At 73.3% G+C, this 26,130-nt stretch carries 22 protein-coding genes and 1 riboswitch; of the genes, 14 read left to right on the plus strand and 8 right to left on the minus strand.

Translation table 11 applies throughout. From position 1 onward, the window contains the following. Window positions 1–82 precede the first annotated feature (82 nt). From ACZ6WH_RS07390 to ACZ6WH_RS07410, 5 genes are all read left to right on the plus strand, one after another. Window positions 83–1,516: an MFS transporter gene (locus ACZ6WH_RS07390; protein WP_469726680.1), complete on the plus strand. Its 1,434-nt coding sequence runs from the start codon at window positions 83–85 to the stop codon at window positions 1,514–1,516. Then, the gene (locus ACZ6WH_RS07395) at window positions 1,513–2,724 is read left to right on the plus strand and encodes a M20 family metallopeptidase (protein ID WP_469726682.1); all 1,212 of its coding nucleotides are present in this window, start codon (window positions 1,513–1,515) and stop codon (window positions 2,722–2,724) included. The genes ACZ6WH_RS07390 and ACZ6WH_RS07395 overlap by 4 nt, the downstream gene beginning before the upstream one ends. Before the next feature lie 42 nt (window positions 2,725–2,766). Next, complete coding sequence (gene rpe, locus ACZ6WH_RS07400; RefSeq protein ID WP_361562241.1) at window positions 2,767–3,450, plus strand: ribulose-phosphate 3-epimerase; 684 nt, start codon at window positions 2,767–2,769, stop codon at window positions 3,448–3,450. A gap of 205 nt (window positions 3,451–3,655) precedes the next feature. After that, complete coding sequence (locus tag ACZ6WH_RS07405; protein ID WP_469727208.1) at window positions 3,656–4,642, plus strand: sugar-binding transcriptional regulator; 987 nt, start codon at window positions 3,656–3,658, stop codon at window positions 4,640–4,642. A gap of 95 nt (window positions 4,643–4,737) precedes the next feature. Then, complete coding sequence (locus ACZ6WH_RS07410) at window positions 4,738–5,253, plus strand: barstar family protein (RefSeq protein WP_469726684.1); 516 nt, start codon at window positions 4,738–4,740, stop codon at window positions 5,251–5,253. A gap of 19 nt (window positions 5,254–5,272) precedes the next feature. On the opposite strand, the gene ACZ6WH_RS07415 is transcribed toward ACZ6WH_RS07410, so the two are convergent. Then, complete coding sequence (locus ACZ6WH_RS07415; RefSeq protein WP_432851773.1) at window positions 5,273–5,722, minus strand: GNAT family N-acetyltransferase; 450 nt, start codon at window positions 5,720–5,722, stop codon at window positions 5,273–5,275. An 83-nt stretch (window positions 5,723–5,805) separates the two neighbouring features. Then, window positions 5,806–6,795 carry a hypothetical protein gene (locus ACZ6WH_RS07420; RefSeq protein ID WP_469726685.1) on the minus strand — a complete coding sequence of 330 codons (990 nt, stop codon included), beginning with the start codon at window positions 6,793–6,795 and terminating at the stop codon, window positions 5,806–5,808. Window positions 6,796–7,081: 286 nt separating this feature from the next. Between ACZ6WH_RS07420 and ACZ6WH_RS07425 the strand changes: the two genes are divergently transcribed. The 5 genes from ACZ6WH_RS07425 (at window position 7,082) to ACZ6WH_RS07445 (ending at window position 13,683) form a co-directional block, all read left to right on the plus strand. Further along, window positions 7,082–8,518, plus strand: coding sequence for a GuaB1 family IMP dehydrogenase-related protein (locus tag ACZ6WH_RS07425; RefSeq protein ID WP_469726687.1), 1,437 nt, complete (start codon window positions 7,082–7,084; stop codon window positions 8,516–8,518). A 404-nt stretch (window positions 8,519–8,922) separates the two neighbouring features. Next, complete coding sequence (locus ACZ6WH_RS07430) at window positions 8,923–10,398, plus strand: amino acid permease (protein ID WP_469726689.1); 1,476 nt, start codon at window positions 8,923–8,925, stop codon at window positions 10,396–10,398. Between the two features lie 10 nt (window positions 10,399–10,408). Then, entirely contained in the window at window positions 10,409–10,864 is a 456-nt protein-coding gene (locus ACZ6WH_RS07435) for an Lrp/AsnC family transcriptional regulator (RefSeq protein WP_432851767.1), read from the plus strand. A gap of 189 nt (window positions 10,865–11,053) precedes the next feature. Further along, entirely contained in the window at window positions 11,054–11,851 is a 798-nt protein-coding gene (locus ACZ6WH_RS07440) for a carbon-nitrogen hydrolase family protein (protein WP_469726690.1), read from the plus strand. 113 nt (window positions 11,852–11,964) lie between these two features. After that, window positions 11,965–13,683: a flavin monoamine oxidase family protein gene (locus ACZ6WH_RS07445; protein WP_469726692.1), complete on the plus strand. Its 1,719-nt coding sequence runs from the start codon at window positions 11,965–11,967 to the stop codon at window positions 13,681–13,683. 97 nt (window positions 13,684–13,780) lie between these two features. Here the strand turns inward: ACZ6WH_RS07445 and ACZ6WH_RS07450 are convergent, their stop codons facing one another. Continuing rightward, a complete protein-coding gene (locus ACZ6WH_RS07450) occupies window positions 13,781–14,710 on the minus strand; it encodes an LLM class F420-dependent oxidoreductase (RefSeq protein ID WP_469726694.1) in 930 nt (309 codons plus the stop codon). 206 nt (window positions 14,711–14,916) lie between these two features. Between ACZ6WH_RS07450 and ACZ6WH_RS07455 the strand changes: the two genes are divergently transcribed. Next, complete coding sequence (locus tag ACZ6WH_RS07455; RefSeq protein ID WP_469726696.1) at window positions 14,917–15,609, plus strand: DUF5995 family protein; 693 nt, start codon at window positions 14,917–14,919, stop codon at window positions 15,607–15,609. Window positions 15,610–16,231: 622 nt separating this feature from the next. Here ACZ6WH_RS07455 and ACZ6WH_RS07460 read toward each other — a convergent pair. Then, window positions 16,232–17,686 (minus strand): uracil-xanthine permease family protein, encoded by a 1,455-nt coding sequence (locus ACZ6WH_RS07460; protein ID WP_469726698.1) that lies wholly within the window; start codon window positions 17,684–17,686, stop codon window positions 16,232–16,234. Between the two features lie 350 nt (window positions 17,687–18,036). On the opposite strand from ACZ6WH_RS07460, the gene ACZ6WH_RS07465 reads away from it, so the two are divergent. Then, window positions 18,037–18,513, plus strand: coding sequence for an acyl-CoA thioesterase (locus ACZ6WH_RS07465; RefSeq protein WP_432851757.1), 477 nt, complete (start codon window positions 18,037–18,039; stop codon window positions 18,511–18,513). Between the two features lie 189 nt (window positions 18,514–18,702). On the opposite strand, the gene ACZ6WH_RS07470 is transcribed toward ACZ6WH_RS07465, so the two are convergent. Then, window positions 18,703–19,920 (minus strand): MFS transporter, encoded by a 1,218-nt coding sequence (locus ACZ6WH_RS07470; RefSeq protein WP_469726701.1) that lies wholly within the window; start codon window positions 19,918–19,920, stop codon window positions 18,703–18,705. A gap of 75 nt (window positions 19,921–19,995) precedes the next feature. Between ACZ6WH_RS07470 and ACZ6WH_RS07475 the strand changes: the two genes are divergently transcribed. Beyond that, window positions 19,996–21,285, plus strand: coding sequence for an ROK family transcriptional regulator (locus ACZ6WH_RS07475; protein ID WP_469726703.1), 1,290 nt, complete (start codon window positions 19,996–19,998; stop codon window positions 21,283–21,285). Between the two features lie 16 nt (window positions 21,286–21,301). Here the strand turns inward: ACZ6WH_RS07475 and ACZ6WH_RS07480 are convergent, their stop codons facing one another. Together ACZ6WH_RS07480 and ACZ6WH_RS07485 are read right to left on the minus strand one after the other, a co-directional pair. After that, a complete protein-coding gene (locus ACZ6WH_RS07480; protein WP_469726705.1) occupies window positions 21,302–23,077 on the minus strand; it encodes an ATP-binding protein in 1,776 nt (591 codons plus the stop codon). Window positions 23,078–23,108: 31 nt separating this feature from the next. Further along, window positions 23,109–23,834 (minus strand): response regulator transcription factor, encoded by a 726-nt coding sequence (locus ACZ6WH_RS07485; protein WP_469726707.1) that lies wholly within the window; start codon window positions 23,832–23,834, stop codon window positions 23,109–23,111. Window positions 23,835–24,122: 288 nt separating this feature from the next. On the opposite strand from ACZ6WH_RS07485, the gene ACZ6WH_RS07490 reads away from it, so the two are divergent. Then, window positions 24,123–24,920, plus strand: a complete 798-nt coding sequence (locus ACZ6WH_RS07490; protein ID WP_469726709.1) for a GAF and ANTAR domain-containing protein — start codon at window positions 24,123–24,125, stop codon at window positions 24,918–24,920. Between the two features lie 11 nt (window positions 24,921–24,931). Here the strand turns inward: ACZ6WH_RS07490 and ACZ6WH_RS07495 are convergent, their stop codons facing one another. After that, window positions 24,932–25,744: an SDR family oxidoreductase gene (locus tag ACZ6WH_RS07495; protein WP_469726711.1), complete on the minus strand. Its 813-nt coding sequence runs from the start codon at window positions 25,742–25,744 to the stop codon at window positions 24,932–24,934. 200 nt (window positions 25,745–25,944) lie between these two features. Then, a riboswitch (FMN riboswitch) is annotated at window positions 25,945–26,075 on the plus strand. The last annotated feature ends 55 nt before the right edge of the window (window positions 26,076–26,130 follow it).

A 26,130-nucleotide genomic window follows, 5' to 3' on the forward strand; every position in this document is an offset into this window, starting at 1 on the left:
TCCCCCCTTCGGTACGCCTCCGGGCGCCGCTCCGGCCTGCCCTGAAGCGCGTACCGCCGTTTCCCGAACCGAGGTCTCTGTCATGAACAGAACAGTCAGACCCGCACGCCCGCTCGGCCCCCGCGCCATGCTCGCCTCGATGGCCCTCGTCGAGGTCGCGAGCGGTGCCACGCAGCAGTACCTGCCGCCGATCCTCCCGGGGCTGGGCGCGCAGGCCGGCTTCGGCACCGCCCAGCAGAACTGGATCATCGTGGTGCAGATGGCGAGCTGCGCCGTGCTCACCCCGGTCCTCTCCCGGCTCGGCGACGGCTTCGGCCACCGGCGGCTCCTCCGTGCCTCGATCGTCATGGTCGTGCTCGGCTCGCTCGTCATGGCGCTGTGGCCCACGCTGCCCTTCCTGACGCTCGGCGCGGCCCTCCAGGGCGGCGTCGTGGGATTCATGCCGCTGATGATCGGCATCCTCCGCCACCAGCAGGGCGAGGCGGCCTCCCGGCGCGGCATCGGCGTCCTGGTGGGCGCCCTGCTCCTGGCCGTCGGCTGTGCGGGCATCGTCGCCGGCGCGGTCGGCGCGCGCGACGCCCGGCTCGGCCTGTGGATCGGCGTCGGCGCCGGCGTCCTGGGGCTGGCCGCCGGGTGGCTGCTGCCGGACGGCGGGGCGACGGCGCCCGCGGCCCGGCGGTTCGACGTACCCGGCTTCGTGCTGCTCACCGTCGGCCTGGTCGGCGTGGTGCTCGCGCTGGCGCAGGGCGCCACCTGGGGCTGGGCGTCGGCAGCGACCGTGGGCTGCGGGCTGGTGGGCGTGGCCGCGCTGGCCGGCTGGTGGGCGCTGGAGCTGCGCGTGGCGCAGCCGCTCGTGGACGTACGGATGTTCCGCAATCCGCGGGTGGCCGTGCTCAGCGTGGTGACCTTCTGCGTCGCGGCGGTGACCATCGGGTCGATCGCCTTCAATGCCACCTTCCTCGGTGCGGCGCCGGACGCCGTGGGCTACGGCATCGGCCTGAACGCCGGCGCCATCGGCTGGGCGCTGCTCCCGATGACGCTGGCCAGCGTGGCCGCCTCGGCGCTCAGCCCGGTACTGCTGCGGCGGCTGGGGGAGCGGGTCACCGTGGCGGCGGCCGGCGTCACCGCGGCCGTCGGCTTCGGCCTGCTCGTCGCCCTGCACACCGCGCTCGCCCACTACCTGGTCGCGTCGCTGTTCATCGGCGTCGCGCTGGGCCTCTTCGAGTCCGTCACCCGCACGCTGACCGTCGAGGCGGTCGCCCCCGAGGAGACCGCCACCGCGGCCGGCGTCAACGAACTGGTGCTGTCGCTCGGCGCGGCCGTCGGATCCGCCGTGCTCGGCGCGGCGCTCGCGGCACACACCGGCCCCGCAGGGCGGGTCGCCCTCGGCGGCTACACCACCGGCTGGGCGCTGTGCGCCGTCGCCGGGGTCGCCGCCGCGCTCGCCGTCCTCGGGCTGCGCCGCGCCCCGGCCACCGCCCCGTACGCCACCGCACCCGAAGGAGCACACCGATGAAGCTCACCGCCCACCACCGCACCGCACGCGACGCCGCCGAGTCCTGGCGCGAGGAGCTGGTCGGCCTCAGCCACCGGCTGCACGCCGACCCCGAACTCTCCTACGAGGAGCACCGGTCGGCCGCTGCGCTGGCCGGGCTCGCCGAGCGGGCCGGCTTCGCCGTCGAACGCGGCGTCGCGGGGCTGCCCACCGCCTTCACCGGGGTGCGCGGCAGCGGCGACCTGGTGATCGGGGTGTGCGCCGAGTACGACGCGCTGCCGGGCATCGGCCACGCCTGCGGGCACAACGTCAACGGCACCGCGGCGCTCGGCGCGGCCCTCGCGCTCGGCGCCGTCGCCGACGACCTCGGCATCACCGTCAAGCTGCTCGGCACCCCGGCCGAGGAGGACGGCGGCGGCAAGGTCGACATGATCGAGCACGGGCTCTTCGACGACGTGGCCGTCGCGATGATGGTGCACGCGAACGACGCCGACACCGTCGGCAACGGCTCGCTCGCCATCAGCTCCTGGAACCTCACGTACACCGGCCGCGCCGCACACGCCTCGGCAGCGCCCTGGGACGGCCGCAACGCGCTGGACGCGCTCACCGTCGCCCAGACCGCGCTCGGCCTGCTCCGCCAGCAGCTGCCCCCGGAGAGCGTCGTGCACGGCATCGTCACCGACGGCGGGCAGGCCGCCAACGTCATACCCGCCAGGACCGCCGCACGGTACGAGGCGCGGTCGCCCACGCTGGAGCAGTTGCGCGCGCTGCAGGAGCGGGTACGCGCCTGTTTCGAGGCGGGCGCGCTGGCCACCGGCACCGAACTGCGCGTGGAGCCGCACGGGCACGACTTCGCCGACCTGCGGCAGGACACCACCGTCGCCGAGCTGTACGCGGGGGCCGCCGAGGCCCTGGGGCGTACCGTCGGCCGCGCGCCGCAGCGCACCGGCTCCACCGACATGGGCAACGTCTCGCACCTGCTGCCCACGATCCACCCGATGATCGGCTACGACACCGGCGGCGCCCGGCAGCACACGGAGGAGTTCGCCGCTGCCGGCACCTCGGCGGGCGCGGACCGTGCGGTACTGGACGGCGCCGTGGCCATGGCCTGGACGGGGGTCGCGCTGGCCGCCGACGCCGGGCACCGGGAGCGGCTGCTGGCCGCCGTGGGCCGTCGCGCGGCCGACCGGGAGCGTGCCGTGCGGGACGGCGGTGGTCCGCGTCCTTGACCCGCTTATGGTTGTCGCCGCGGTCACGACATACTAGGTGGCATGGCCTTGATCAACCCCAGCATTCTGTCCGCCGACTTCGCCCGGCTCGCCGAGGAGGCGAAGGCCGTCGAGGGCGCGGACTGGCTCCATGTCGACGTCATGGACAACCACTTCGTGCCCAATCTGACGCTCGGCGTCCCCGTCGTGGAGTCGCTGCGGAAGGCGACCGACACCCCCCTCGACTGCCACCTGATGATCGAGGAGCCGGACCGCTGGGCCCCGCAGTACGTCGAGGCGGGGGCCGGCTCGGTCACCTTCCACGCCGAGGCCGCGGCCGCGCCGGTCCGCCTCGCGCGGGAGATCCGGGCCAAGGGCGCGCGCGCTTCGATGGCCCTGAAGCCCGCCACGCCCGTCGAGCAGTACGAGGATCTGCTCCCCGAGCTCGACATGCTGCTGATCATGACGGTTGAACCGGGCTTCGGCGGGCAGGCGTTCCTCGACATCATGCTTCCGAAGATCCGCCGCACCCGCGCGCTGATCGCCAAGCACGGCCTGGAGATGTGGCTCCAGGTGGATGGCGGGGTGTCCGCGAAGACGATCGAGCGTTGCGCCGAGGCCGGTGCCGACGTCTTCGTCGCGGGTTCGGCCGTGTACGGCGCCGAGGATCCGGCGAAGGCCGTCCGTGACCTGCGGGACAAGGCCGACGCCGCCACCGCGGCGGCCGGCTGGGGCTGCGCGCACTGACGCGGCCGGGGCCGCGCGCACGGCGCGGCCCGCCCGGGGCGGCGCCGCGGGGCGACGGGGGTTGACCTCGCGGCCACGCAGCGTTCATCGCGGACCGAGCGGTCACGGTCCACGCCGACCTCGGGTTTCTGGAAGGATGAGCGCAGAGTCGATCAGGTGCGCAGTAGGGGAGATTTTCGTGGTTGCCAGCCGCCCACATTCCGGGATGGGCCCCGCCGAGCTGGTGCAGGCTGCGGCCATGGCCCGCCGGTTCTATCTCGAGGGCAAATCCAAGATCCAGATCGCCGAGGAGTTCGGCGTCAGCCGCTTCAAGGTCGCGCGGGTGCTGGAGACGGCACTGGAGCGTGACCTGGTACGGATCGAGATCCGGGTCCCCGCCGAACTGGACGCCGAGCGCTCGGACGCGCTGCGCGCCCGGTACGGCCTGCGGCACGCCGTCGTCGTGGAGTCGGCCGCCGACTCCGACGACGCGCCCGACCCGGAGAACCTCGGTGAGGTCGCCGCCGACCTGCTCGGTGAGCTGGTCACCGAGGGCGACGTGCTCGGCCTCGCCTGGGGCCGGGCGACGATCCACATGGCCTCGGCGCTGCACCGGCTGCCGCCGTGCACGGTCGTCCAGCTGACCGGTGTGTACGACGCGGGCACCGCCGACCGCGGCTCGGTGGAGGCGGTACGCCGTGCCGCCGATGTCTCCGGCGGCGAGGCGCACCCCATTTACGCGCCGATGCTGCTGCCGGATTCGGCCACAGCGGCGGCGCTGCGGGGCCAGACGGGTATCGCGCGGGCGTTCGATTACTTCGACAAGGTCACCGTCGCCTGCGTCTCCATCGGCTCCTGGGCGCCCGGCATTTCGACGGTGTACGACATGCTCTCGGAGGGCGAGCGCGAGCACTACGCCTCGCTCGGCGCCGCCGCCGAGATGTCGGCGCACCTCTTCGACGCCGAGGGCCGGCGCATCGGCCGCGACCTGGGGGAGCGCTGCATCACGGTCGAGGCCGACCGGCTGCGCCGCATCCCCGAGGTGGTCGCGATCGCCGGCGGGCACCGCAAGGCCCACGCCATCGGCGCGGTCCTCAAGTCCGGCCTGGTCACGAGCCTGGTCACGGACACCGCCGCCGCCGACCACCTCCTGCTGGAGTCCGACCCGGGGCCGCGCCCGGCCCTGGACCGCGCGGACCCGGACGGCTCCTGACCGACGCCGGCGGGCCGCCCCGGCCGCCGTACGAGGTGATCCGTACGGCGGCCGTTCGTCCGGCGCCGCGGCCGGGGCTGTGACAGCATCACGGCATGCCCGATACCCCCGGAGTCCCCGGCCAGGGTGCCGGCCCGCGCGACGGCGCCCGCACCGAGAAGGACGGCGTGCCCAGGTCGCTGTCCGCCGTGCTCGACGGACGGACGCTGCCGGGCGTGCTGTCCTGGCCCGCGGGCCGGCCCGTGCAGGAAGCGCTGGACGCCGCGCTGGCGGCGGGCTGGCAGGGCACGGTGCTGGACCTCGAAGGCGTCACCGACAAGGCGGAGTTCATGACGCGCGCCGCGGCGGCGCTGCGCCTGCCGTCCTGGTTCGGAGCCAACTGGGACGCGCTCGCCGACTGTCTCGCGGACCTGTCCTGGTGGCCCGCCGAGCACGGCGGCCGGCTGCTGGCCGTACGGGCCTGGCAGGGGTACGCCGCCGCCGAGCCCGACGAGTGGCGCGTGGCGGAGTCGGTCCTCGCGGACGCGGTGGCCCGCTGGCGGGACACCGACACCGGGCTGGCCGTGCTGCTGACCCGCGACGCGGGCGGCCCGGCGACGGCCCGCCGCTGAGCGGCCGTAACGGACCGCGCTACAGCGCCCGCTCGAAGCACCACGACGACGGCACTCCCGCGTACGCCCCGAAGTTCGGTATGCGGGTGTACCCCGCGCGGGTGTAGAAGCGCACCGCGGCGTCCTGCCGGTCGCCGGTCTCCAGCCGGAGCCGGTCCCAGCCCCGGCCGCGCGCCCATTCCTCCAGGGCGCGCAGGACCGCCGGGGCGGCGCCCGTGCCGCGCCGGTCCGGCACCACGTACATCCGCTTGACCTCACCGGTCCCGTCGCCGAGGTCGCGCAGCCCGCCGCAGCCCACCGGCGTGCCGTCGTCCTCGTACGCGACGAAGAACGCGGTGATGTCCGCCGCCGAGGGCGGGACCCCGGGTTCGCTGTCCGGGGTCCCGTAGATCTCGGCGATCTCCGTCCGCTGGCGGGCCCGCAGCACGGCCGCGTCCGGGTCCTCCCAGGCCACCTGTTCGATCTTCATGGCGGGGATTCTGCCGAGGCGGCGTTTCCGGTGCGTTACGCCGCGGGCCCGCCGTCGGGAACGGGCCGGTCGTCCGGAACGGGTCAGTCCGCGACGTGGTCCAGCAGCACCGAGCCGCCGAAGTCCTCGTCGTCCGTGCCCCACAGCGCCCGGTTGCCGGGCAGCAGGGCGACCGCCTCGATCTTGCGGTTGTCCGCCGTCGTGTACCGGCGGAGCTCCTTGGGCTTGCTCAGCTTCAGCTCGGGGCGGCCCTTGCCGACCGTGAGCCGGCCGGCCTCGAAGACCGCAGAGCTGAACGGGCCGGAGTTCTTGTTCGGGTCCTGCGCGGCGGACAGCAGCACGGTCCCGTCCGACGCGATCTTCACGTCGCTGATGTGCCGTACCTCGTCCTGTGCCGGCCACGGCGCGCGGAACGCGACCGGGTCGGTGACGTGCGAGAACACGGTCTTCGCGGCGGAGGCGGACGGGTGCAGTACGGCCGCCCGCACCTGTGAAGCGGTGCCGTTGCTGCCCCGGGTCGCCCAGACGGCGACGTCCTTCCCGGTGGCCCGGTCCCGGTGGACGGCGAACGCCTCGTAGTTCTGCGTGTCGTCGCCCTTGTAGTGCCCGGTGCCCGGCAGCGCGGCCGACCAGCGGACCGTCGCCGTCCCGCCGCTCACCTTCAGGCCGTAGACCGTCGGGCGGAACTTGCCGCTGTCGCCGCTGCTCAGCGTGGTGTACTCGCCCGGCCGGCCGGGCACCGCGTCCAGCGACTCCAGGTCCTTGGGCACCTCGCTCCCGGCCCACTTCAGGTCCCGTACGACGGGCGCGTGGCCGTGCTCCAGCCGTACGGCCGAGAGCCGGGCCTGGCCCGGTTCCTTGTTGTCCCGCGCCACGACCGTGTCGATGCGGCCGTGCTCGGACCCGGCGACGGCCAGCCCGCTGACGCCGCCGGTCATCCCGTCGCCGACCTTCTGCCACCCGGACTTCGCGGCGGCCGGCCGCTCCGTGCCGTCGGCGAAGGCGACGGTGGCCGCGACGGTCGCGAGGGACACGCCGGCGATGCCCGACGCGAGGAGTGCTTTTCTGATCATCACGGCACGGTACGGGAGCGTGTCGCTCCGCGAGCAGTCCGTATGCACAGGGTTTACCTTCACGGCCACAATTTCGGGCGAAACCACAGCCGATGAGAGCGCCGGTCGGGTGATGACACAGAACCTGCCCGAACGGCGGCCGAGGCTCGTCAATCCGGTGCCCGATCGGCGATGATGGACTAGGAGCTTGATGCCTGATCCGCTGCCGGCACAGCCGTACCCGCCACCGGACCGGTGCTGACTCCCCGCCCGCTACCGAAGCACAACCGCAGGTGAGAGAGTTAGCATGCGATTTCTGAACGATCTGAAGCCGCCGTACGACCTGACGTACGACGATGTGTTCATGGTGCCGAACCGCTCCGCGGTCGGCTCCCGGCAGGGCGTGGACCTCTCCTCGCCCGACGGAACGGGCACCACCATCCCGCTGGTCGTGGCGAACATGACCGCGATCGCCGGCCGCCGGATGGCCGAGACGGTGGCGCGCCGCGGCGGCCTCGTCGTCATCCCGCAGGACATCCCGATCGACGTCGTCACCGACGTCGTCAGCTGGGTCAAGCGGCGGCACCTGGTCTTCGACACCCCGATCGTGCTCTCGCCGATCGCGACCGTCGCCGACGCGCTGTCCCTGCTGCCCAAGCGGGCGCACGGCGCGGGCATCGTCGTCGAGGGCGGCCGCCCCATCGGCATCGTCACCGAGCACGACCTGGCCGGCGTGGACCGCTTCACCCAGGTCGCCGAGGTCATGTCCAAGGACCCGCTGGTCCTGGACGCCGACATCGACCCCCGCGAGGCGTTCAACCGGCTCGACGCCGCCAACCGCAAGCTCGCCCCCGCGGTCGGCAAGGACGGCCAGCTGGTCGGCATCCTCACCCGCAAGGGCGCGCTGCGCGCGACCCTGTACACCCCGGCAACCGACGCCGACGGCAAGCTGCGCATCGCCGCGGCCGTCGGCATCAACGGCGACGTGGCGGGCAAGGCCAAGGCGCTGCTGGCCGCCGGCGTGGACACCCTCGTGGTGGACACCGCGCACGGCCACCAGGAATCCATGATCAGCGCGGTCAGGGCCGTCCGGGCGCTGGACCCGCAGGTCCCGATCGTGGCGGGCAACATCGTCGCCGCCGACGGCGTCCGCGACCTCATCGAGGCCGGCGCCGACATCATCAAGGTCGGTGTCGGACCGGGCGCGATGTGCACCACCCGCATGATGACCGGCGTGGGCCGCCCGCAGTTCTCCGCCGTCCTGGAGTGCGCCGCCGAGGCGAAGAAGTACGGCAAGCACGTCTGGGCGGACGGCGGCGTCCGGCACCCGCGCGACGTCGCCATGGCGCTCGCCGCCGGCGCGTCCAACGTCATGGTCGGCTCGTGGTTCGCCGGTACGTACGAGTCGCCCGGCGACCTCCAGCAGACCGCCGACGGCCGGCTCTACAAGGAGAGCTTCGGCATGGCCTCGGCCCGCGCGGTGCGCAACCGCACCAGCGAGGAGTCGGCGTACGACCGGGCCCGCAAGGGCCTCTTCGAGGAGGGCATCTCCACTTCCCGGATGTTCATCGACCCGGCCCGGCCCGGCGTCGAGGACGTGATCGACTCGATCATCGCGGGCGTGCGCTCGTCCTGCACCTACGCGGGCGCCTCGAACCTCGCGGAGTTCGCCGAGAAGGCCGTCGTCGGCGTGCAGAGCGCCGCCGGCTACGCCGAGGGCAAGCCGCTGCACAACAGCTGGTAGCGGGCGCACTCGACGCCTCTCACGGGCCCGGCCCCGCGCGCACCTCGCGCGGGGCCGGGCCCGTTCGCGTCCGCGCGGCGCCGTCACCGAGTGAGATCGCTCTCTTCCGTGCCCGTACGGCCGTACGGCCGCCGGCGCCTTCCTTCGATTCCACGGCCTCAACACGCCGCTGCCGCGCAACAAATGGCCGCCGTGGAGCGCGGTGCGCAAGGATCATGCGCGAATGCGCAAAGAACCCGCATTACGGCAGGTCACGCGCGGGCCTTAAGGTCAGGCAAGTTAGTTACGTGGAGTGGCGGGGACCGTCCGCTCGGCGGTTCCCGTGCGGGTTGCTTCGTGCTGCCCGTGTGCGGGCCCGCCGCGGTCACCGCCGCCTGGTCGGCAGCGAAAAAGGAGCCACCCCAGTGTTGGACCACGGCGCAGCCCCTCAGGGCAGCGACCCCCAGCCGCAGCAGCCTCCGTCCCGCCCCGGGCCGCTCGGCACCCTGATGCGGCGCAAGCCCGTCGAGAACCTGGTGGCCGATGCAGGCCACGGCGAGGGCGGCACCCTCCGCCGTTCCCTGGGCATGTGGCAGCTGACGATGATCAGCATCGGCGCCACGCTCGGCACCGGCATCTTCGTGGTGCTGGGCGAGGCGGTCCCGGACGCGGGCCCCGCCGTCATCATCTCCTTCGTGATCGCGGGCATCACCGCGCTCTTCTCGGCGCTCTCCTACGCCGAGCTGGCCGGCACCATCCCGGTCTCCGGCTCCTCGTACTCCTACGCGTACGCCACGCTCGGCGAGCTGGTCGCCTGGGTCTGCGGCTGGTGCCTGATCCTGGAGTACGGCGTCTCGGTGGCCGCGGTCGCGGTCGGCTGGGGGCAGTACCTCAACGAGCTGCTGTCCGGCACGCTCGGCTTCACCATCCCCGAAGTGATCGCCGCACCGCCCGGCGACGGCGGCATCTTCAACCTGCCGGCCCTGCTCGTCGTGCTGCTCGCGATGGTCTTCCTGCTGGGCGGCGCCAAGGAGAGCGCCCGGGCCAACGCCATCATGGTCGCCGTGAAGATCGCCGCGCTGCTGCTCTTCTGCGGCGTCGCCTTCCAGGGCATCCGGGCCGGGAACTACGCCCCCTTCATGCCGCTGGGCATGGCCGGTGTCAGCGCCGCGGGCGCCACCCTCTTCTTCTCCTACATCGGCTTCGACGCCGCCTCCACGGCCGGCGAGGAGGCCAAGAACCCGCAGCGCGACCTGCCCCGCGCCATCATGCTCTCGCTGGTCATCGTCACCGCGCTGTACTGCCTCGTCGCGGCCGTCGCCGTGGGTGCGCTGCCGTGGCAGAAGTTCTCCGGCACCGAGGCCGCGCTCGCCGGGATCATGAAGGACGTGACCGGCCAGAGCTTCTGGGCCGTGCTGCTCGCCTTCGGCGCCGTCGTCGCCATCGCGTCCGTCGTGCTGACCGTGCTCTACGGCCAGACCCGCATCCTCTTCGCGATGTCCCGCGACGGCCTGGTGCCCAAGGTCTTCTCCAAGGTCCACCCGAAGACCGGCGCGCCCCGCGCCAACACCGTGATCGTCTCGCTGTTCTGCGGCATCCTGGCCGCGGCCGTGCCGCTGGGCCAGCTGGCGGACGCCACCAGCATCGGCACGCTCTTCGCGTTCGCGCTGGTCAACGTCGCGGTCATCGTGCTCCGCAAGACCCGCCCCGACATGCCGCGGTCCTTCCGTACGCCGCTGTCGCCGCTCTTCCCCGTGATCGGCTTCGTGCTGTGCCTCTGGATGATGGGCAGCCTCGACGTGGTCACCTGGGTGGTGTTCGGAGTCTGGATGGTGGCCGGTCTCGTGTTCTACTTCGCTTACGGCATGCGCCGCTCCCGATTGGCCACCGACCAGAAGTGAACCACCCCTCGTGCGACTGAACGACCTCGACGAACGCATCGTCCACGCCCTCGCGGAGGACGCCCGCCGCTCCTACGCCGACATCGGCCAGGAGGTCGGGCTCTCCGCGCCGGCCGTCAAACGCCGGGTGGACCGGCTGCGGTCCGACGGAGCGATCACCGGGTTCACCGTGCGGGTGGACCCGGCGGTGCTCGGCTGGGAGACCGAGGGCTTCGTCGAGCTGTACTGCCGTCGCAACACCTCGCCCGAGGCCATTCACCGCGGCCTCGCGCGCTATCCCGAAGTGGCGTCCGCCTCCACTGTGACCGGTGAGGCGGACGCCCTCGTGCAGGTCTTCGCCGCCGACATGCGGCACTTCGAGCGGGTCCTCGAACGGATCGCGGGCGAGCACTTCGTCGAGCGGACCAAGTCCGTCCTGGTGCTCTCGCCCCTCCTGCGGCGCTTCACCTCCGGCTCCCCGGTCTGACGCTCCCGTCCCGCAGGGGCCCGACGCCACGGCTGTGCGCGGCAAGGCGCAACGAATCGCCGGAACGGGCTCCGAAGGCGCAACACATCGGTACGTGAAGCGCAATGGTGCAGCCTTGTACCACTTGCGCCGCGGACCGTACCGTCATTACGTCTTCCGAAAGCCCGTACGCACCATTCGAGGGGTCCCATGTCTGCGCTGCGCACCGCCCTGCTCCAGAGTTCGGGACGGCCCGGCGATGTGGCGTACAACCTCAAGGCGCTGGACCGGGCCGCCGAGGACGCGGCCGCGGCCGGCGCCGGGCTGCTGGCCTGCCCGGAGCTGTACCTGACCGGCTACGCCATCGGCTCGGGCGTGCGTGAGCTCGCCGAGCCCGCCGACGGCGAGAGCGCCGACGAGATCGCCCGGATCGCCGCCGAGCACGGCATCGCCGTCGCCTACGGCTACCCGGAGCGCGACGGCGGGACGGTGTACAACTCCGTCCAGCTGATCGGCCCGGACGGCACTCGGCTCGCGAACTACCGCAAGACGCATCTCTTCGGCTGCTTCGAGCAGGAGATGTTCACCCCCGGCGACCGGCCCGTCGTCCAGGCCGAGCTGGCCGGCGTCCGGATCGGCCTCATGATCTGCTACGACGTGGAGTTCCCGGAGAACGTCCGGGCCCACGCGCTGGCCGGCACCGACTTCCTGGTGGTGCCCACCGCCCAGATGCACCCGTACCAGTTCGTCGCCGAGTCGCTGATCCCGGTACGTGCCTTCGAGAGCCAGCTCTACATCGCCTACGTCAACCGCACCGGTCCGGAGGGCGAGTTCGAGTTCGTCGGGCTCTCCACGCTGGCCGGGCCCGACGGGGTCGTGCGGGCCCGCGCCGGCCGCGGCGAGGAGACGGTCCTCGGTGATGTCGCCCCCGGCTTCCTCGCGGCCTCCCGCGAGGCCAACACGTACCTGAAGGACCGCCGCCCGGAGCTGTACGGCTCCCTGGGCTGAGCCCGGCCCCGCCCGCCCCGCCTGCCGGCCGTCCGGCCGGGGGCTGCCCCGGCCCGGCCCTCGCCTGCCCCCTTTCTCCCGTTCCGCATGGTTTTGCAAGGAGTCCCGCCCTCATGACGTCCACGGTGCCCACCGCCGTCCAGCACACCGAAGCTCCCCCAGCCGTCGGCCGGGGGTACCCCCTGCCGCCGATCACCATGTTCGGGCCGGACTTCCCCTTCGCGTACGACGACTTCCTCGCGAGCCCGGCGGGGCTGGGCCAGATACCCGCGACCGAGCACGGCACCGAGGTCGCGGTCATCGGCGGCGGCCTCTCCGGCATCGTCACCGCCTACGAGCTGATGAAGATGGGCCTCAAGCCCGTCGTCTACGAGGCGGACCGGATCGGCGGCCGGCTGCGCACGGTCGGCTTCGAGGGCTGCGACTCCTCGCTCACCGCCGAGATGGGCGCCATGCGCTTCCCGCCGTCCTCCACGGCGCTGCAGCACTACATCGACCTGGTCGGGCTGGAGACGCAGCCGTTCCCGAACCCGCTCGCGCCCGACACCCCCTCCACCGTCGTCGACCTCAAGGGCGAGTCGCACTACGCCGAGACCGTCGACGACCTGCCCGACGTCTACCGCCAGGTGGCCGAGGCCTGGAACACCTGCCTGGAGGAGGGTGCCGACTTCTCCGACATGAACCAGGCCCTCCGGGAGCGCGACGTACCGCGCATCCGGGAGATCTGGGCCAAGCTCGTCGAGAAGCTCGACAACCAGACCTTCTACGGCTTCCTCTGCGACTCCAGCGCCTTCAAGTCCTTCCGGCACCGGGAGATCTTCGGCCAGGTCGGCTTCGGCACCGGCGGCTGGGACACCGACTTCCCCAACTCCATCCTGGAGATCCTCCGCGTCGTCTACACCGAGGCCGACGACCACCACCGCGGCATCGTCGGCGGCAGCCAGCAGCTCCCGCTGCGACTGTGGGAGCGCGAGCCCGCGAAGATCGTGCACTGGGCGCAGGGCACCTCGCTGTCCTCCCTGCACGACGGCGCGCCCCGCCCGGCCGTCACCCGGCTGCACCGCACCGCCGGCAACCGGATCACCGTCACCGACGCCTCCGGCGACATCCGCACCTTCCGGGCGGCCGTCTTCACCGCGCAGTCCTGGATGCTGTTGTCAAAGATCGAGTGCGACGACGCACTGTTCCCCATCGACCACTGGACGGCGATGGAGCGCACTCACTACATGGAGTCCTCCAAGCTGTTCGTGCCCGTCGACCGGCCGTTCTGGCTGGACAAGGACGAGGAGACGGGCCGCGACGTCATGTCGATGACGCTGACGGACCGGATGACCCGCGGGACGTACCTCCTCGACAACGGGCCCGACCAGCCCGCCGTCATCTGTCTCTCCTACACCTGGTGCGACGACAGCCTGAAGTGGCTGCCGCTGGACGCCAACGAGCGCATGGAGGTCATGCTCAAGTCGCTCTCGGAGATCTATCCGAAGGTCGACATCCGGAAGCACATCATCGGCAACCCCGTGACCGTGTCCTGGGAGAACGAGCCCTACTTCATGGGCGCGTTCAAGGCCAACCTGCCGGGCCACTACCGCTACCAGCGCCGCCTGTTCACGCACTTCATGCAGGACCTCCTTCCCGAGGACAAGCGCGGCATCTTCCTGGCCGGTGACGACATCTCCTGGACCGCCGGCTGGGCCGAGGGCGCCGTGCAGACCGCGCTGAACGCCGTGTGGGGCGTGATGCACCACCTCGGCGGCGGCACGGACGCCACCAACCCGGGCCCCGGCGACGTGTACGACGAGATCGCCCCGGTCGAGCTGCCGGAGGACTGACCACCCGACGACCGCCCGGCCGCCGACCGGCGGGGGAGTCCCGGACCCGGGGACGGAGGGGACAGGGGGAGCTGCCGCCGCGCAGCTCCCCCTGCGGTCATATCCCGGCCGCGCGCGCCGATTCGTACACCTCCGCCGCCAAATCCTTCAGCTCCTCCGCGTCCCGGGCCCGGCCCTGGAGGTCGAGCAGGATCTCCCCGACGCCCACCTCGGCATGGGCCGCCAGGTCCTCGACGATCTGCGCGACGCTGCCCTGGAACGGGAGGCGGTCCTGGCCCTCGTACGCCTTCGCCGTGTGCTGGGTGTTCACCCGCAGGACGTTCTCGAACGGGGCTTCGCGGCCGCGCTCGTCGGCCAGCTCCCGCAGCTGCCGCCACTGCCCGGCCAGCTTCTCCGCGCCCATGCCCACCGGCATCCAGCCGTCCGCCCGGTCCACCAGGCGGCGCAGCGCCCGGGGGCTGTTGGCGGGGAGCAGCACCGGGATCGGCCGGGCCGGCTTGGGGCCGACCTCCGACGGAGCGATCGTCGTCAGCTCGCCCTCGTAGGCCACCGGATCCGGGCCCCACACCGCCTCGCACACGTCCAGCAGCTCGTCCAGCACCTTGCCGCGCTTCTCGAACGGGGCCACCGCGGCCGCCGCGTACTCGTCCAGGGACCAGCCCGTGCCGAGCCCGGCGATCACCCGGCCGCCGCTCGCCGCGTCCAGCGAGGCGAGGCTCCGGGCCAGCTGGAACGGGACGTGCAGCGGGGCGATGAGCACGCTCGTGCCCAGCCGGGCCCGCTCCGTGGCCGCGGCGGCCAGCGTCAGCGTCACCAGGGGATCGGCCACCGAGCGGTACTGATCGGGCCAGGGCAGGCCCGGTATGCCGTACAGCCCCTGGGTGGCGGGCTCGGGGAAGAGCACGCGCTCGAAGACCCAGAGGCTTTCGTAACCGGTCTGTTCCGCGGCGCGCGCCACGTCCGGCACGTCGCGGCCGAGGTCGTACTGGCGCATCTGCGGGAGGCTCAGTCCGAGTCGGACAGTCATACCGTGCTCCTTCGGATCCGGTTCGCCGGCGGGTTATGTGCGATCAACGTCCGCCACCGGCGCGGGAGTTCCGGCGTCGGGGGGCGCGATGGCGCGTGGCACCGGCGTGCACGGCCGGTGAAGGTCCGGCCAGGGCTTTAGCCCGATCCGGTCACGCCCCACCGCGCCGTCCCTGCTGCCCGCCCGCCCCTGCCAGGCTGATCGCCATGACGACGATGCAGCCGACAGGCGTGACGGCGGGCGTGGCGCGGATCGTGGCGCGGATGCGCGCGCTGGACGCGACACTGCCGCCGCGCGACGGCGTCGCGGTCTTCAACCGGGTGTACCTGCAGGTCACCGAGGAGGTCGGGCGGCAGATCGGGGCGGGCGGCTTCCGGGACGCGGGCGCGGCCGCCGAGCTGGACGTGCGGTTCGCGCTGCGGTACCTGAGCGCGGTGGACGCCGTGACGGCCGGGCTGCGTCCGCCGGCGTGCTGGCGCCCGCTGTTCCAGCTGCGCTGCCACCCCGGCGTCGAGCCGCTCCAGTTCGCGCTGGCCGGGATCAACGCGCACATCGGGCACGACCTGGCGCTCGCCCTGGTGGACACCTGCCGGGCACTGGGGTGCGAACCGGCCGCGCTGGAGGCCGACTTCGACCGCGCGGGGCGGGTCCTCATCGGCCTGGAGGAACGGGTGCGGGAGCGGCTGATGCCGGGGCCCGACCTGCTGGACATCGCCGACCCGCTGACCCACCTGGCCGGTTCGTGGAGCCTGGAGGCGGCGCGGGACGGCGCGTGGACGGCGGCCCGCGCGCTGTGGACCATGCGCGGCCTGCCGGAGGTGGTGGAGGAATTCACGCAGCGCCTCGACGCGGGCGTCGGCCTGGTGGGCCAGCTGCTGCTGACGCCGCTGCGGGGGTGACGCCGCCGCGGGGACGCGGCCGCACGTCACGGCCGCGCTGCTGTGGCGGCCGTACCGCCGTCGCCGCTGCGCTGCTGTCACGGCCGTACCGCTGCCGCTGCCGCGCCGCCGTCGCCGCGCCGGGGCCGTCGCCGCGCCGGGGCCGTCGCCGCGCCGGGGCCGTCGCCCGGCGGATGTGGTCCGCCGGGCCGGTGTGCTTCGCCGGCTGCCCGCTTGGGTAACCCCCTGGTGGGGGCCTCCGAGAGCTGCACCTCTATGCGCGCCGCCCGGCAGGGGACTACCGCGACACCGCCCGGCAAGGGACTACTGCGAGGCCGCCCCGCATGGGACTGCCACGACGCCGCCCCGCATGGGACTGCCACGACGCCGCCCGGCAAGGGACTGCCGCGACGCCGCCCCGCATGGCACTTCCGCGACACCGCCCCGCATGAGGGCTACCGCGATGTTCGCCCCGCAATGGACTGCCACGACGCCGCCCCGCAAGGAACCACTGCGACGCTGCTCGCCCGGCAGAGGCGATTCCGGGCGCGCCGCTCCTGGGCCGTGCCCTTGTCCGTGCCGCTCCCAGTCCGTGCCTAGACCGTGCCTAGTCCCTGCCTTAGGCCGTGCCCTGGTCCCTGCCTTAGGCCGTGCCCTGGTCCCTGCCCTGGTCCGTGCCCTTCTCCCCGCCGCTGCCCCCGGCCGTCTCCTCGTCGTAGGCCGACGTCTCCTCGTCGTAAGCCGACGTCCCCTCGTCCAGTAGTGGCTGCTGCGTCTTGAGGTGTGCCGGGGCGAGGGCGCGGAGGACGTGGTAGCCGGAGAGGACGACGATCGTGCCGAGGGCGATGCCGCTCAGCTCGAAGTTGTCGGAGATCTTCAGGCTGACGCCGCCGACGCCGATGATGATGCCCGCGGCCACGGGGACGAGGTTGAGCGGATTGCGCAGGTCGACCTTGTTGTGGACCCAGATCTGCGCGCCGAGCAGGCCGATCATGCCGTACAGGATGACCGTGATGCCGCCGAGCACGCCGCCCGGGATCGCGGCGACCACCGCGCCGAACTTCGGGCAGAGTCCGAAGAGGAGGGCGAAGCAGGCGGCGGCCCAGTAGGCGGCGGTGGAGTAGACGCGGGTGGCCGCCATGACGCCGATGTTCTCGGAGTACGTGGTGTTGGGCGGGCCGCCGAGCGCGGTGGAGAGCACGGACGCGGCGCCGTCCGCGGAGATCGCGGTGCCGAGCTTGTCGTCGAGCGGGTCCCCGGTCATCTCGCCGACCGCCTTGACGTGCCCGGCGTTCTCGGCGACCAGCGCGATGACGACCGGCAGCGCGACCAGGATCGCGGACCACTGGAAGCTCGGTCCGTGGAAGGACGGCAGGCCCACCCAGTCGGCCTTGCCGACGGCCGAGAAGTCCAGCCGCCAGTGATCGGTGACCTTCCCGGCGCCGTTCTGGGAGTGGATCATCCCGAAGACCAGGTCGAACAGCCAGGAGACGAGATACCCGAAGATCAGCCCGAGGAAGATCGCGATGCGCGACCAGAAGCCGCGCAGGCAGACCACGGCCAGCCCCGTGAACAGCATGGTCAGCAGCGCCACCCACTGGTCCTGCGGCCAGTACGTGCTCGCGGTCACGGGGGCGAGGTTGAAGCCGATCAGCATGACGACCGCGCCCGTGACGACGGGCGGCATCGCCGCGTGGATGATCCGCGCGCCGAACCGCTGCACGGCCAGCCCGATGAGGAACAGCACCGCGCCGACCACGAGGACCGCGCCGGTCACGGTGGCGCTCGTACCGCCCTGGGCCCGGATGACGGCGGCGACGCCCACGAAGGAGAGGCTGCACCCGAGATAGGAGGGCACCCGGCCGCGCGTCGCCAGCAGGAAGATCATCGTCGCGACGCCGGACATCATGATGGCGAGGTTCGGGTCCAGGCCCATGAGGACCGGAGCGACGAACGAGGCGCCGAACATGGCCACCACGTGCTGCGCGCCGAGGCCGGCGGTGCGCGGCCAGGACAGCCGCTCGTCGGGTCTGACCACGGCTCCCGGCGCGGGGGTGCGCCCGTCTCCGTGGAGGGTCCAGCGCACGCCGAGGCCCATGGAAGCTCCCGTTCTCGTCTTCTCGTCAAGTCGTCGTGAGGCCACCGACCGGCGGTGACCGGCCAATGTTAGTGCGGGCCGGGTCCGCTTCCTCCGGTTACGGTCCGGATTGGCCGCGCATGGAATCGGTCACGCGGCCCGGGGGCGGAAGCAGTCTAAGCGCATGCTTACGATGAGATGGTTCAACTTTTGAATGCATTCGATGAATGCATTCGACCGCCTCGGTTCCGGGCGCGCGGCCATGGCCCGCCGACCCGGCTCCGGGCGCGCCGGTCACGTCCCGCCGCACCGGTTCCGGGCGTGACCACCCCCGTCCGACCGCACCGCACCGCAGCACCAGGAGTACGACCGTGAGCGACGCCGCCCCGTATACCGCCGAGACCCTCCCGTACGGCGAGCTGGTCCCCGTGACGGTTCACTTCGACGACCTCGACGCGCTCGGCATGCTCCACAACTCGCGCTTCCCGCTGCTCGTCGAGCGGGCCTGGGGCGCGTACTGGCACTCGCACGGCTTCGGGTTCACCGGCGACTGGGCGAGCGCGGGCGACATGGCGAACGTGATCAAGGAGATGCGCGTCTCCTACGAGGCGCCGATCACCCGTCCCGGCACCTTCGCCGCCCACCTGTGGGTCGAGAAGCTGGGCCGGACCAGCCTCACCTACGGCTTCCGGGTCTGCTCGGCGGACGGCGCGACCACGTACGCGCAGGGCCACCGCATCCTGGTCCGCGTCGACGCGCAGACCCTGCGGCCCGCGCCCTGGACCGACGAGGCCCGCGCGGTCGCCCGCAAGCTGGCCCGCCCGGAGGCCCTGCCCGACGCGAGCTGAGCGCGGCACGGGCGCGGAGCGGAGCAGCGCCGCACGGCACCGCTCGGGCCGACCGCAGTCCGCGGCGCCGCACGGCGCCGCACGGACCGGCCGAAGTCCGCGGAGCGGCGCGCCCCGAGCCGCTCGTCAGGACCCCTGGGCCGCCCGCCAGGACCCCTGAGCCGCTCGTCAGGACCCCCGGGCCGCCCGTCAGGACCCCTTCAGGTCGAACGTGGCCGAGCTGACCGAGGCGCGGCGCTCCGGTGCGCGGAGTACGCCCGCGCCCAGCACCAGGCCCAGGGCCAGCGTCGTGACCAGGGCGAAGGAGGCGGTCAGCGAGGTGGCCTGGGCGATCGAGCCGATCGCGGAGGGCGCGATCAGCCCCGAGGTGTACGTGATCGTCGCGACGCCCGCGATGGCCTGGCTCGGCGCCGGGCCGCTGCGGCCCGCCGCCGCGAACGCCAGTGGCACAACCACCGCGATGCCCAGCCCGATCAGTGCGAAGCCCGCCATCGCCATGACCGGGTGCTGGGCCGTCACGATCAGCAGCCCGCCCGCCGTGGCGAGCACGCCGCCGGCCCGCACCGTTCGCACGGCCCCGAAGCGCGCCACCACGTGGTCGCCCGCCAGCCTGGCCACCGCCATCGTGCAGGCGAAGGCGGTCGTCGACCCGGCCGCGAGCCCCGCCGACGTGCCCAGTACGTCCCGCAGGTAGACCGCCGACCAGTCCAGGCTCGCGCCCTCGGCGAACACGGCGCAGAAGCCGATGGCGCCGATGATCAGCGCGGACTTCGGCGGCAGCGCGAACCGCGGCGGCGGATGCTCGTCCGGGGTGCTGCGCAGGTCCAGTACGCCCTGGCAGAAGGCCGCGCCCAGCACGGTCAGCGCGCCCGCGGCGAGCGCGAGGTGGACGCGGGCGTCGACGGCGGCGTGCGCCGCGACCGTACCGGCCGCCGAGCCCAGCAGCGCTCCCACGCTCCACATGCCGTGCAGCCCCGACATGATCGACTTGTCCAGCCGGGTCTCGGTCTCCACGCCCAGCGCGTTCATCGCGACGTCCGACATTCCGGCCGTGGCCCCGTAGACCAGCAGTGCGCCGCACAGTGCGTAGAGGTTCGGGGCGATTGCGGGCAGCGTGAGGGAGAGGGTCCACAGCGCCAGGAGGCCGCGCAGTGCCGTACGGGCGCCGAAGCGGTGGCTGATCCGGCCCGCGAGCGGCATCGCGAGGGACGCGCCGATCGCGGGGAAGGCGAGCGCGAGCCCGAGCTGCCCCGCGCTGACCCCGGTGTGCTCCTGGATCCAGGGGACGCGGGTGGCGAAGTTGCCGGTCACCGCGCCGTGCACGAGGAAGACGAGCGCCACCGACCAGCGTGCGCGGCGCAGTTGAGGAGGCGGGACTGCCGTGGGGGAACCACCGTTGGCTGGCATGGCGATGAAACTATCAGGATCCCTGCCTATTAACCGCCGAATATTTCGGGGAGTTCGGTCTGGAAGGATTCCGCCATGCCTGACACCACCGCGCGACCCGGCCGTACGCCGGCCGGAACCGTCCCCCGGGCCCGGTCCCGTACGGCGTCGCCGCGCACCGCGCGGGCCATCAACGACCGCCTCGCGCTCCAGCTCCTCGAATCCGAAGGCCCCTTGACGGCCCATCAGCTCAAGGAGCGGACCGGCCTGTCCCGGCCGACGGTCGCCGACCTCGTGGACCGGCTGGGCGGCGCCGGGCTGATCGAGGTCGTCGGCGAGGCGGGTGCCGACCGCCGCGGCCCCAACGCCCGGCTCTACGGCATCGTCGCCGGCCGCGCCCACCTCGCCGGGATCGACGTCCGCACGCACGGCGTCACCGTCGCCGTGGCCGACCTGCTCGGCACCGTCCGCGCACAGGAGTCCGTGCCGGTCGCCGGGGACGCCGCGCCGGAGGAGGCGCTGGCCTGCGCGTACGCCGCACTGGACCGGGCGCTGGAGCGCGCGGGCGGGGTCCGGCCGCACACCGTCGCGGTCGGCGCACCCGGCCTGGTGGACCCCGCCACCGGCCGGCTGACCGGCACCGGAACGCTGCCCTCCTGGCACGGAGCGCTGGTCGCGGGGCTGCGCGACCGGCTCGGCGTACCGCTGCTCCTGGAGAACGAGGTCAACCTCGCCGCCATCGCCGAACGGCGGGACGGCGCGGCCCGGGACCGGGACACCTTCGTCCTGCTGTGGCTGGGCCACGGAGTGGGCGCAGCGGTCGTGCTCGACGGCCGGCTGCGCCGCGGTGCCTCCGGAGGCACCGGTGAGATCGGGTTCCTGCCCGTGCCCGGCACGCCGGCCCTGCCCAGCGCCACCGGCTGCGACGGCGGCTTCCACTCGCTGGCCGCCTCCGGCGCGATCGTCGAGCTGGCGGGGGAGTACGGATTCGCCGGCGTGCCCGCCGGGCCGGGAGCCGGGAGCGACCCGGGATCCGGCACCGACGACGAGGCGCCGGCCGCCGAGCGCGTCGTCCGCGCCGCGGTGGCCGCGGGGCCCGCCGGCGCGGACTTCCTCGACGCGCTGGCGCGGCGGATCGCGGTGGGCGTGGCCGCGGTGACCGCCCTCTTGGACCCCGGCTGCGTCGTGCTCGGCGGCGAGATCGGCCGGGCGGGCGGCGCGGCGCTCGCCACGCGGGTGGCCGCCCGCGCGGCCGGCATGTCACCGCTGCACACCGAGGTGCGCGCGGGCACGGTCGGCGGCCGTGCCGTGCTGCGCGGCGCCGTGCTGGCCGCCAAGGACGCGGCGCAGGACGATCTGTTCGCCCCGGAGGGCGCGGCGCGCTGAACCGTGCCGGGGCGGTTCACGGTGGCGGGGGCCCGGACGTTTCCTGTTGCGGCCACGGGGACGGATCGGCGGCCCAGCCGGTGAGGAGGCGATCCAGGGCGGCGAGGCTCAGCGGCTTGGCCAGGTGCGCGTCGAACCCGGCACGGGCCGACCCGTCACGGTCGGCCTGCTGGCTGAAGCCCGATACCGCGATCAGCCGCGTGCGGTCGGCCGGCAGCGCCCCCCGCAGCCTGCGGGCGAGGTCGTGGCCGTGCACGTCGGGCAGTGCCAGGTCGCTCAGTACCAGGTCGAAGGGGAGGGCATGGGCGGCGGCCAGCCCCTCCGCGCCGGTGTGGCACAGCGTCACACGGTCGCCGCCCCGCTCCAGCAGGGCGCGGTAGCCGGTGGCCAGGTCGACGTTGTCCTCGATCACCAGGATGCGCAGCGGCGGGCGGCGGAGGGCCGCTTCCCCGTCGTCGGGCGGGCGCTCGGGCAGGAACGTGGGCGAGGCCAGCGGCAGTCGGATGCGGAAGCACGCGCCGCTGCCGGGCCCGTCGCTGTACGCCCGTACGGTGCCGCCGTGCAGTTCGGCGATGCCGCGGACGATCGGCAGGCCGAGCCCGAGCCCGCCGGTCGTGGTGTCCGAGGCCGGGACGGCGCGCACGAAGGCGTCGAAGAGGGTGTCGGCGGCGGCCGGATCGAACCCGATGCCGTCGTCGCGCACGGTCAGCACGGCGTGGCCGGCCTCCGCCGTATCGGAGTCGGCCACCGTCTCCAGCTCGACCTCCACCCTGCCGTTCGGCCGGGTGTACTTGCGGCCGTTGCTGAGCAGATTGGCGGTCAGCTGCGCGAGCCGGACGCGGTCCCCCGCGACGTGCACCGGCCCGGACGGCACCACGACCAGGAGCCTGCGCCGTGTCCTGGCGTACTCGGGCAGCATGTCCTCGGCCGTGGTGGTGACCACGGAGCGCAGGTCGAGCCGCTCGCACGCCAGATGCAGCCGGCCGGTCAGCGCCCGCGTCGCGTCCAGCAGGTCGTCGGTCATCCGTGCCATGTGCGTGATCTGCCGCTGGAGAACGGCGAGCGCCTCGCGCGCGGGCGGGCCGTCCAGGGCGAGCAGCTCGCCGGCGGCCTGCAGGGCGGCGAGGGGATTGCGCAGTTCGTGCGAGAGGGTGGCGATGAACCGGTCCTTGGCGTCCTGCTGCTCGCGCAGCGCGGCCCCGGCGGTGGTCAGCGCCTCGTTGGCCTCGCGCAGCCGCTGGTTCGCCTCCTGCACCTCACGGCTGCGGGCGAACAGCTCGCTCTCCACCCGGTCGGCCCGCTGCTGCTGTGCGGCGGCGGCCTGCCGCTCGCGGCGCCCGGCCCGGCGCAGGCGCACGAACTCGGTGACGTCCTCGACCCGGTGAATGATGTGGGTGAGCGTCCCGGCGTCGTCCAGGACGGGGGTGTTGACCGGGGACCAGTACCGCTCCACGAAGGTGCCGCCCGGCCCGGCCGGGATGTCGTACCGCTGCATGGCCATGGTGTCGGGCCGGCGGGTGGCCAGGACGGTGCGCAGGGAGCGGGCCAGGTTCCGGACGCCGTCCGCCGACGGGTCGGCGGGGTTGTCGGGGAACACCTCGAAGATCGGGTGGCCGAGGAGGGACCGGCGTTCGGTGACGGTGGCGGCCAGGTACGCCCGGTTGACCTCGACGATGCGCAGGTCGGGATCAAGGACCAGGTAGGGCGAGGGTGTTGCGTCGAACAGCGCGTGATAGTCCGGCGACGCGGCATCGCCGCGAGCGGCGCCGTCCCGGTCGGGCCCCTGGGCCATGGCATGTCACCTCGTGCGGAGTGCGGGTGGGTCATCGGGGCGGGTCGTCCACCACGTCCAGCCGGTAGCCGAACCCGCGAACCGTCGTGATCTGCGGTGCCCCGACGCCGGCGGCCAGCAGCTTGCGCCGTACGCGGTAGACGTGTTCGGTGACGGTGGCCGGGTCCTGCCAGTCGGCGCCCTCCCACAGCCGTGCCAGCAGCTGGCCGGGGGAGAAGGTCTGGCCGGGGGAGGCCGAGAGGAACTCCAGCAGCGCGTACTCGCGCGGGGTGAAGGCGATCGGGCCGCCCACGCTGCGCACTTGCCGCGCGCCGGTGTCCACGATGAGGTCGCCCAGCCGGAGGACGGGCCGTCGCTCGGCCTTTCCCTTGTCCTCACGGGGCGTGGTGCGGCGCAGTACGGCCCGGACGCGGGCGGCCAGTTCACGCTGCGAGAACGGTTTGACCACATAGTCGTCGGCGCCCAGCTCCAGGCCGAGCACCCGGTCGGTCTCCTCGCCGCGCGCGGTCACGATGATCACCGGCGGCCCGTCCTCGTCGCGCATACTGCGCAGCAGGTCCAGGCCGTTGCCGTCGGGCAGCCCCAGGTCGAGCACCGCGAGGTCGACCGGATGGCAGCGCAGTACCGCACGGGCCGTCCGGACGTCGGACGCGCTCACCACGGCGAAGCCCTCGCGTTCCAGGTAGGCCCGGGACATCGCGACCAGGTCGGGCTCGTCCTCGATCAGCGCGACCACCGGCCGGCGCGTGGCGGGCACGCTGCCCGGGGTGGCGCTGGACCGGAGGGGCCCGGAAGGTGACGGCAACGGCGTTCCCGCGTGGCTCGGCGGAGTTGATCCGGCGTTGATCCGGCGTGCAGGAGGCGGCCAGCCTGCCGCGCTATCACTGGAGCACCGGATTTTGAAGTGCTGTCGACCGCAGCATCTCACGCCAGGACGAGGGGCACCATGAAGCACGTTGAACCGGGTGGAAGCGGGCTCCGTCGGGATCTGGTGAGGCTGCCGTCAATCCCCTGCCCGGACCCTGCTCACCCCCAGGATTCTCCGATGCCCGATTCCGACCCCGATTCCCACGGCGAGCAGGAACGAACCCTGGCCCAGGCCCTGCTCAACCTGATCCAGGTGCGTGCCGGCGGCACGCCGGGCCCGCTCTCGCGCCGCCTGGTCACGCACTGCCTCGCCCTGCTGCCCGTCGATGCCGTGGGCGTCATCCTGGTCGCCCCGGCGGCGCCGAAGGACGGAAGGCGTGCCGGCCCCCCGGGGGAGACCGTCGAGGTGACCGCCACCTCCCACGAGGTGCTCCGCAGCGTGGAGTTGTACGAGATCGAGAGCGCGGAGGGGCCGTGCATGGAAGCCGTGCGCACCGGCCGTCCCCACCACGTCGCGGACTTCACCGCCCGGCAACGCCGTTGGCCCGCACTCGCCGTGCGGGCGAGGGCCGCGGGCTACCGGGCCATGTGGGCCGAACCGCTGCGCCACCACAACGGTGCCGTCGGGGTCATCAACCTCTACCGCCGCGACGTGGGGACGCTGGACGCGCACCAGCGGCAGCGCGCCCAGAGCCTGGCCAGCGCCGCCACCACCGGACTGCTGCTCCAGCGGACGCTCACCGACTGCCACACCCGGGCCGGCCAGCTCCAGCAGGCCCTCTCGTCCCGGATCCCGATCGAGCAGGCCAAGGGCATCCTCTCCGGCCGGCTCGGCCTCTCCACGGAGGACGCCTTCGAGATGCTCCGCACCTACGCGCGGGCACGACAGATACGCCTGCGCGACCTCGCGGCTGTCGTCATCGACGACCCCACGGGGCCCTGGCCGCCCTCGGAACCCGACCGGTCGGAGAACTGACCGCCGGGCGCTCAGCCGTCCGACGCGTCGCCCGTCCCCACCACGCGCAATCCCGGTACGTGTCCGCCGCGTTCGGCCAGGAAGTCCGCGTAGCGGATCTTGCCGACCGCGTGGTCGGGGGCGAGGTTGCCGCCCGCCCGCAGCGCCCGGTACGTCGCGCCGGGCAGCAGCACCGGCAGCACGAGGCGGCGCCGCCCGCCCGCGCGCAGCGTGAGACCGACCAGCTCACGGGCGTCGAGCACCTCGGGGCCGCCCATCTCGGGGACCTGCCCGGCCGGCTCCCCGTACGCCAGCTCCACCAGCCGCGCGCCCACCTCGCGGACGTCGACGGGCTGGACTCGTACGGCCGCCGGGGCCGGCAGCACCGGCGACCGCGCGCCGGCCTTCACCAGCCGCAGCACCAGATCGTGGAACTGCGTCGTCCGCAGCACCGTCCACGGCACGTCCGACTCCGCCAGCAGCCGCTCCACTTCGCGCTTGGTGCGGTAGTAGCGCAACGGCACCCGGTCCACGCCGACGATGGAGATGTACACCAGATGCCGTACGCCCGCCGTCCGCGCCGCGTCCACCAACTGTCCGGCCGCGTCCAGGTCACCCCCGGCCGGCGTCGACGCGCAGTGCACGATCACCTCGGCGCCGGCCGTCGCGTCCGCGAGCCCGACACCGTTGCGCAGATCGACGGCGTACGAGCGCAGCCTGGGGTTTTCCGTCCGGGTGTGCGGCCGGCGGCTGAGCACCCGCACGGTGTGTCCATCGGCCAGCAGCCGGTCCACCACGACCCGTCCCAGGGTCCCCGTACCGCCGGTCACCAGAAACGTCGTCATCGCCCGCTCCTCCCGGAGACTGTTCTGTCATTCGACCGCGCCGGGGCGCGGTCTGTCACCGTAAGAACTCCCCGGGAACGCGTGGGGAACTCCCGGGTCCGGTGCGTACACGCCCCGCCACGCGGTGTGAGTCAGCCCACAGGTGTGCCCCTGTATGGCCGACGATCAGACGTGGCAGACTGGAGGGGTACTGACATACGCAGCGCACTCCGGGGTCGGTGAAAGTCCGAACCGGCGGTTACAGTCCGCGACCCGTCCGCAGCCAGCGGCCGGTTGAGCAGGTGAAATTCCTGCACCGACGGTTAAAGTCCGGATGGGAGGCAGTGCGCGGCGGGCGAGCAACACCGGTACACCGCCGCCGGCGGTCCCGTCCACGACGGTCGGGA

The sequence above is a fragment of the Streptomyces sp. NPDC050806 genome (genome assembly GCF_055586425.1).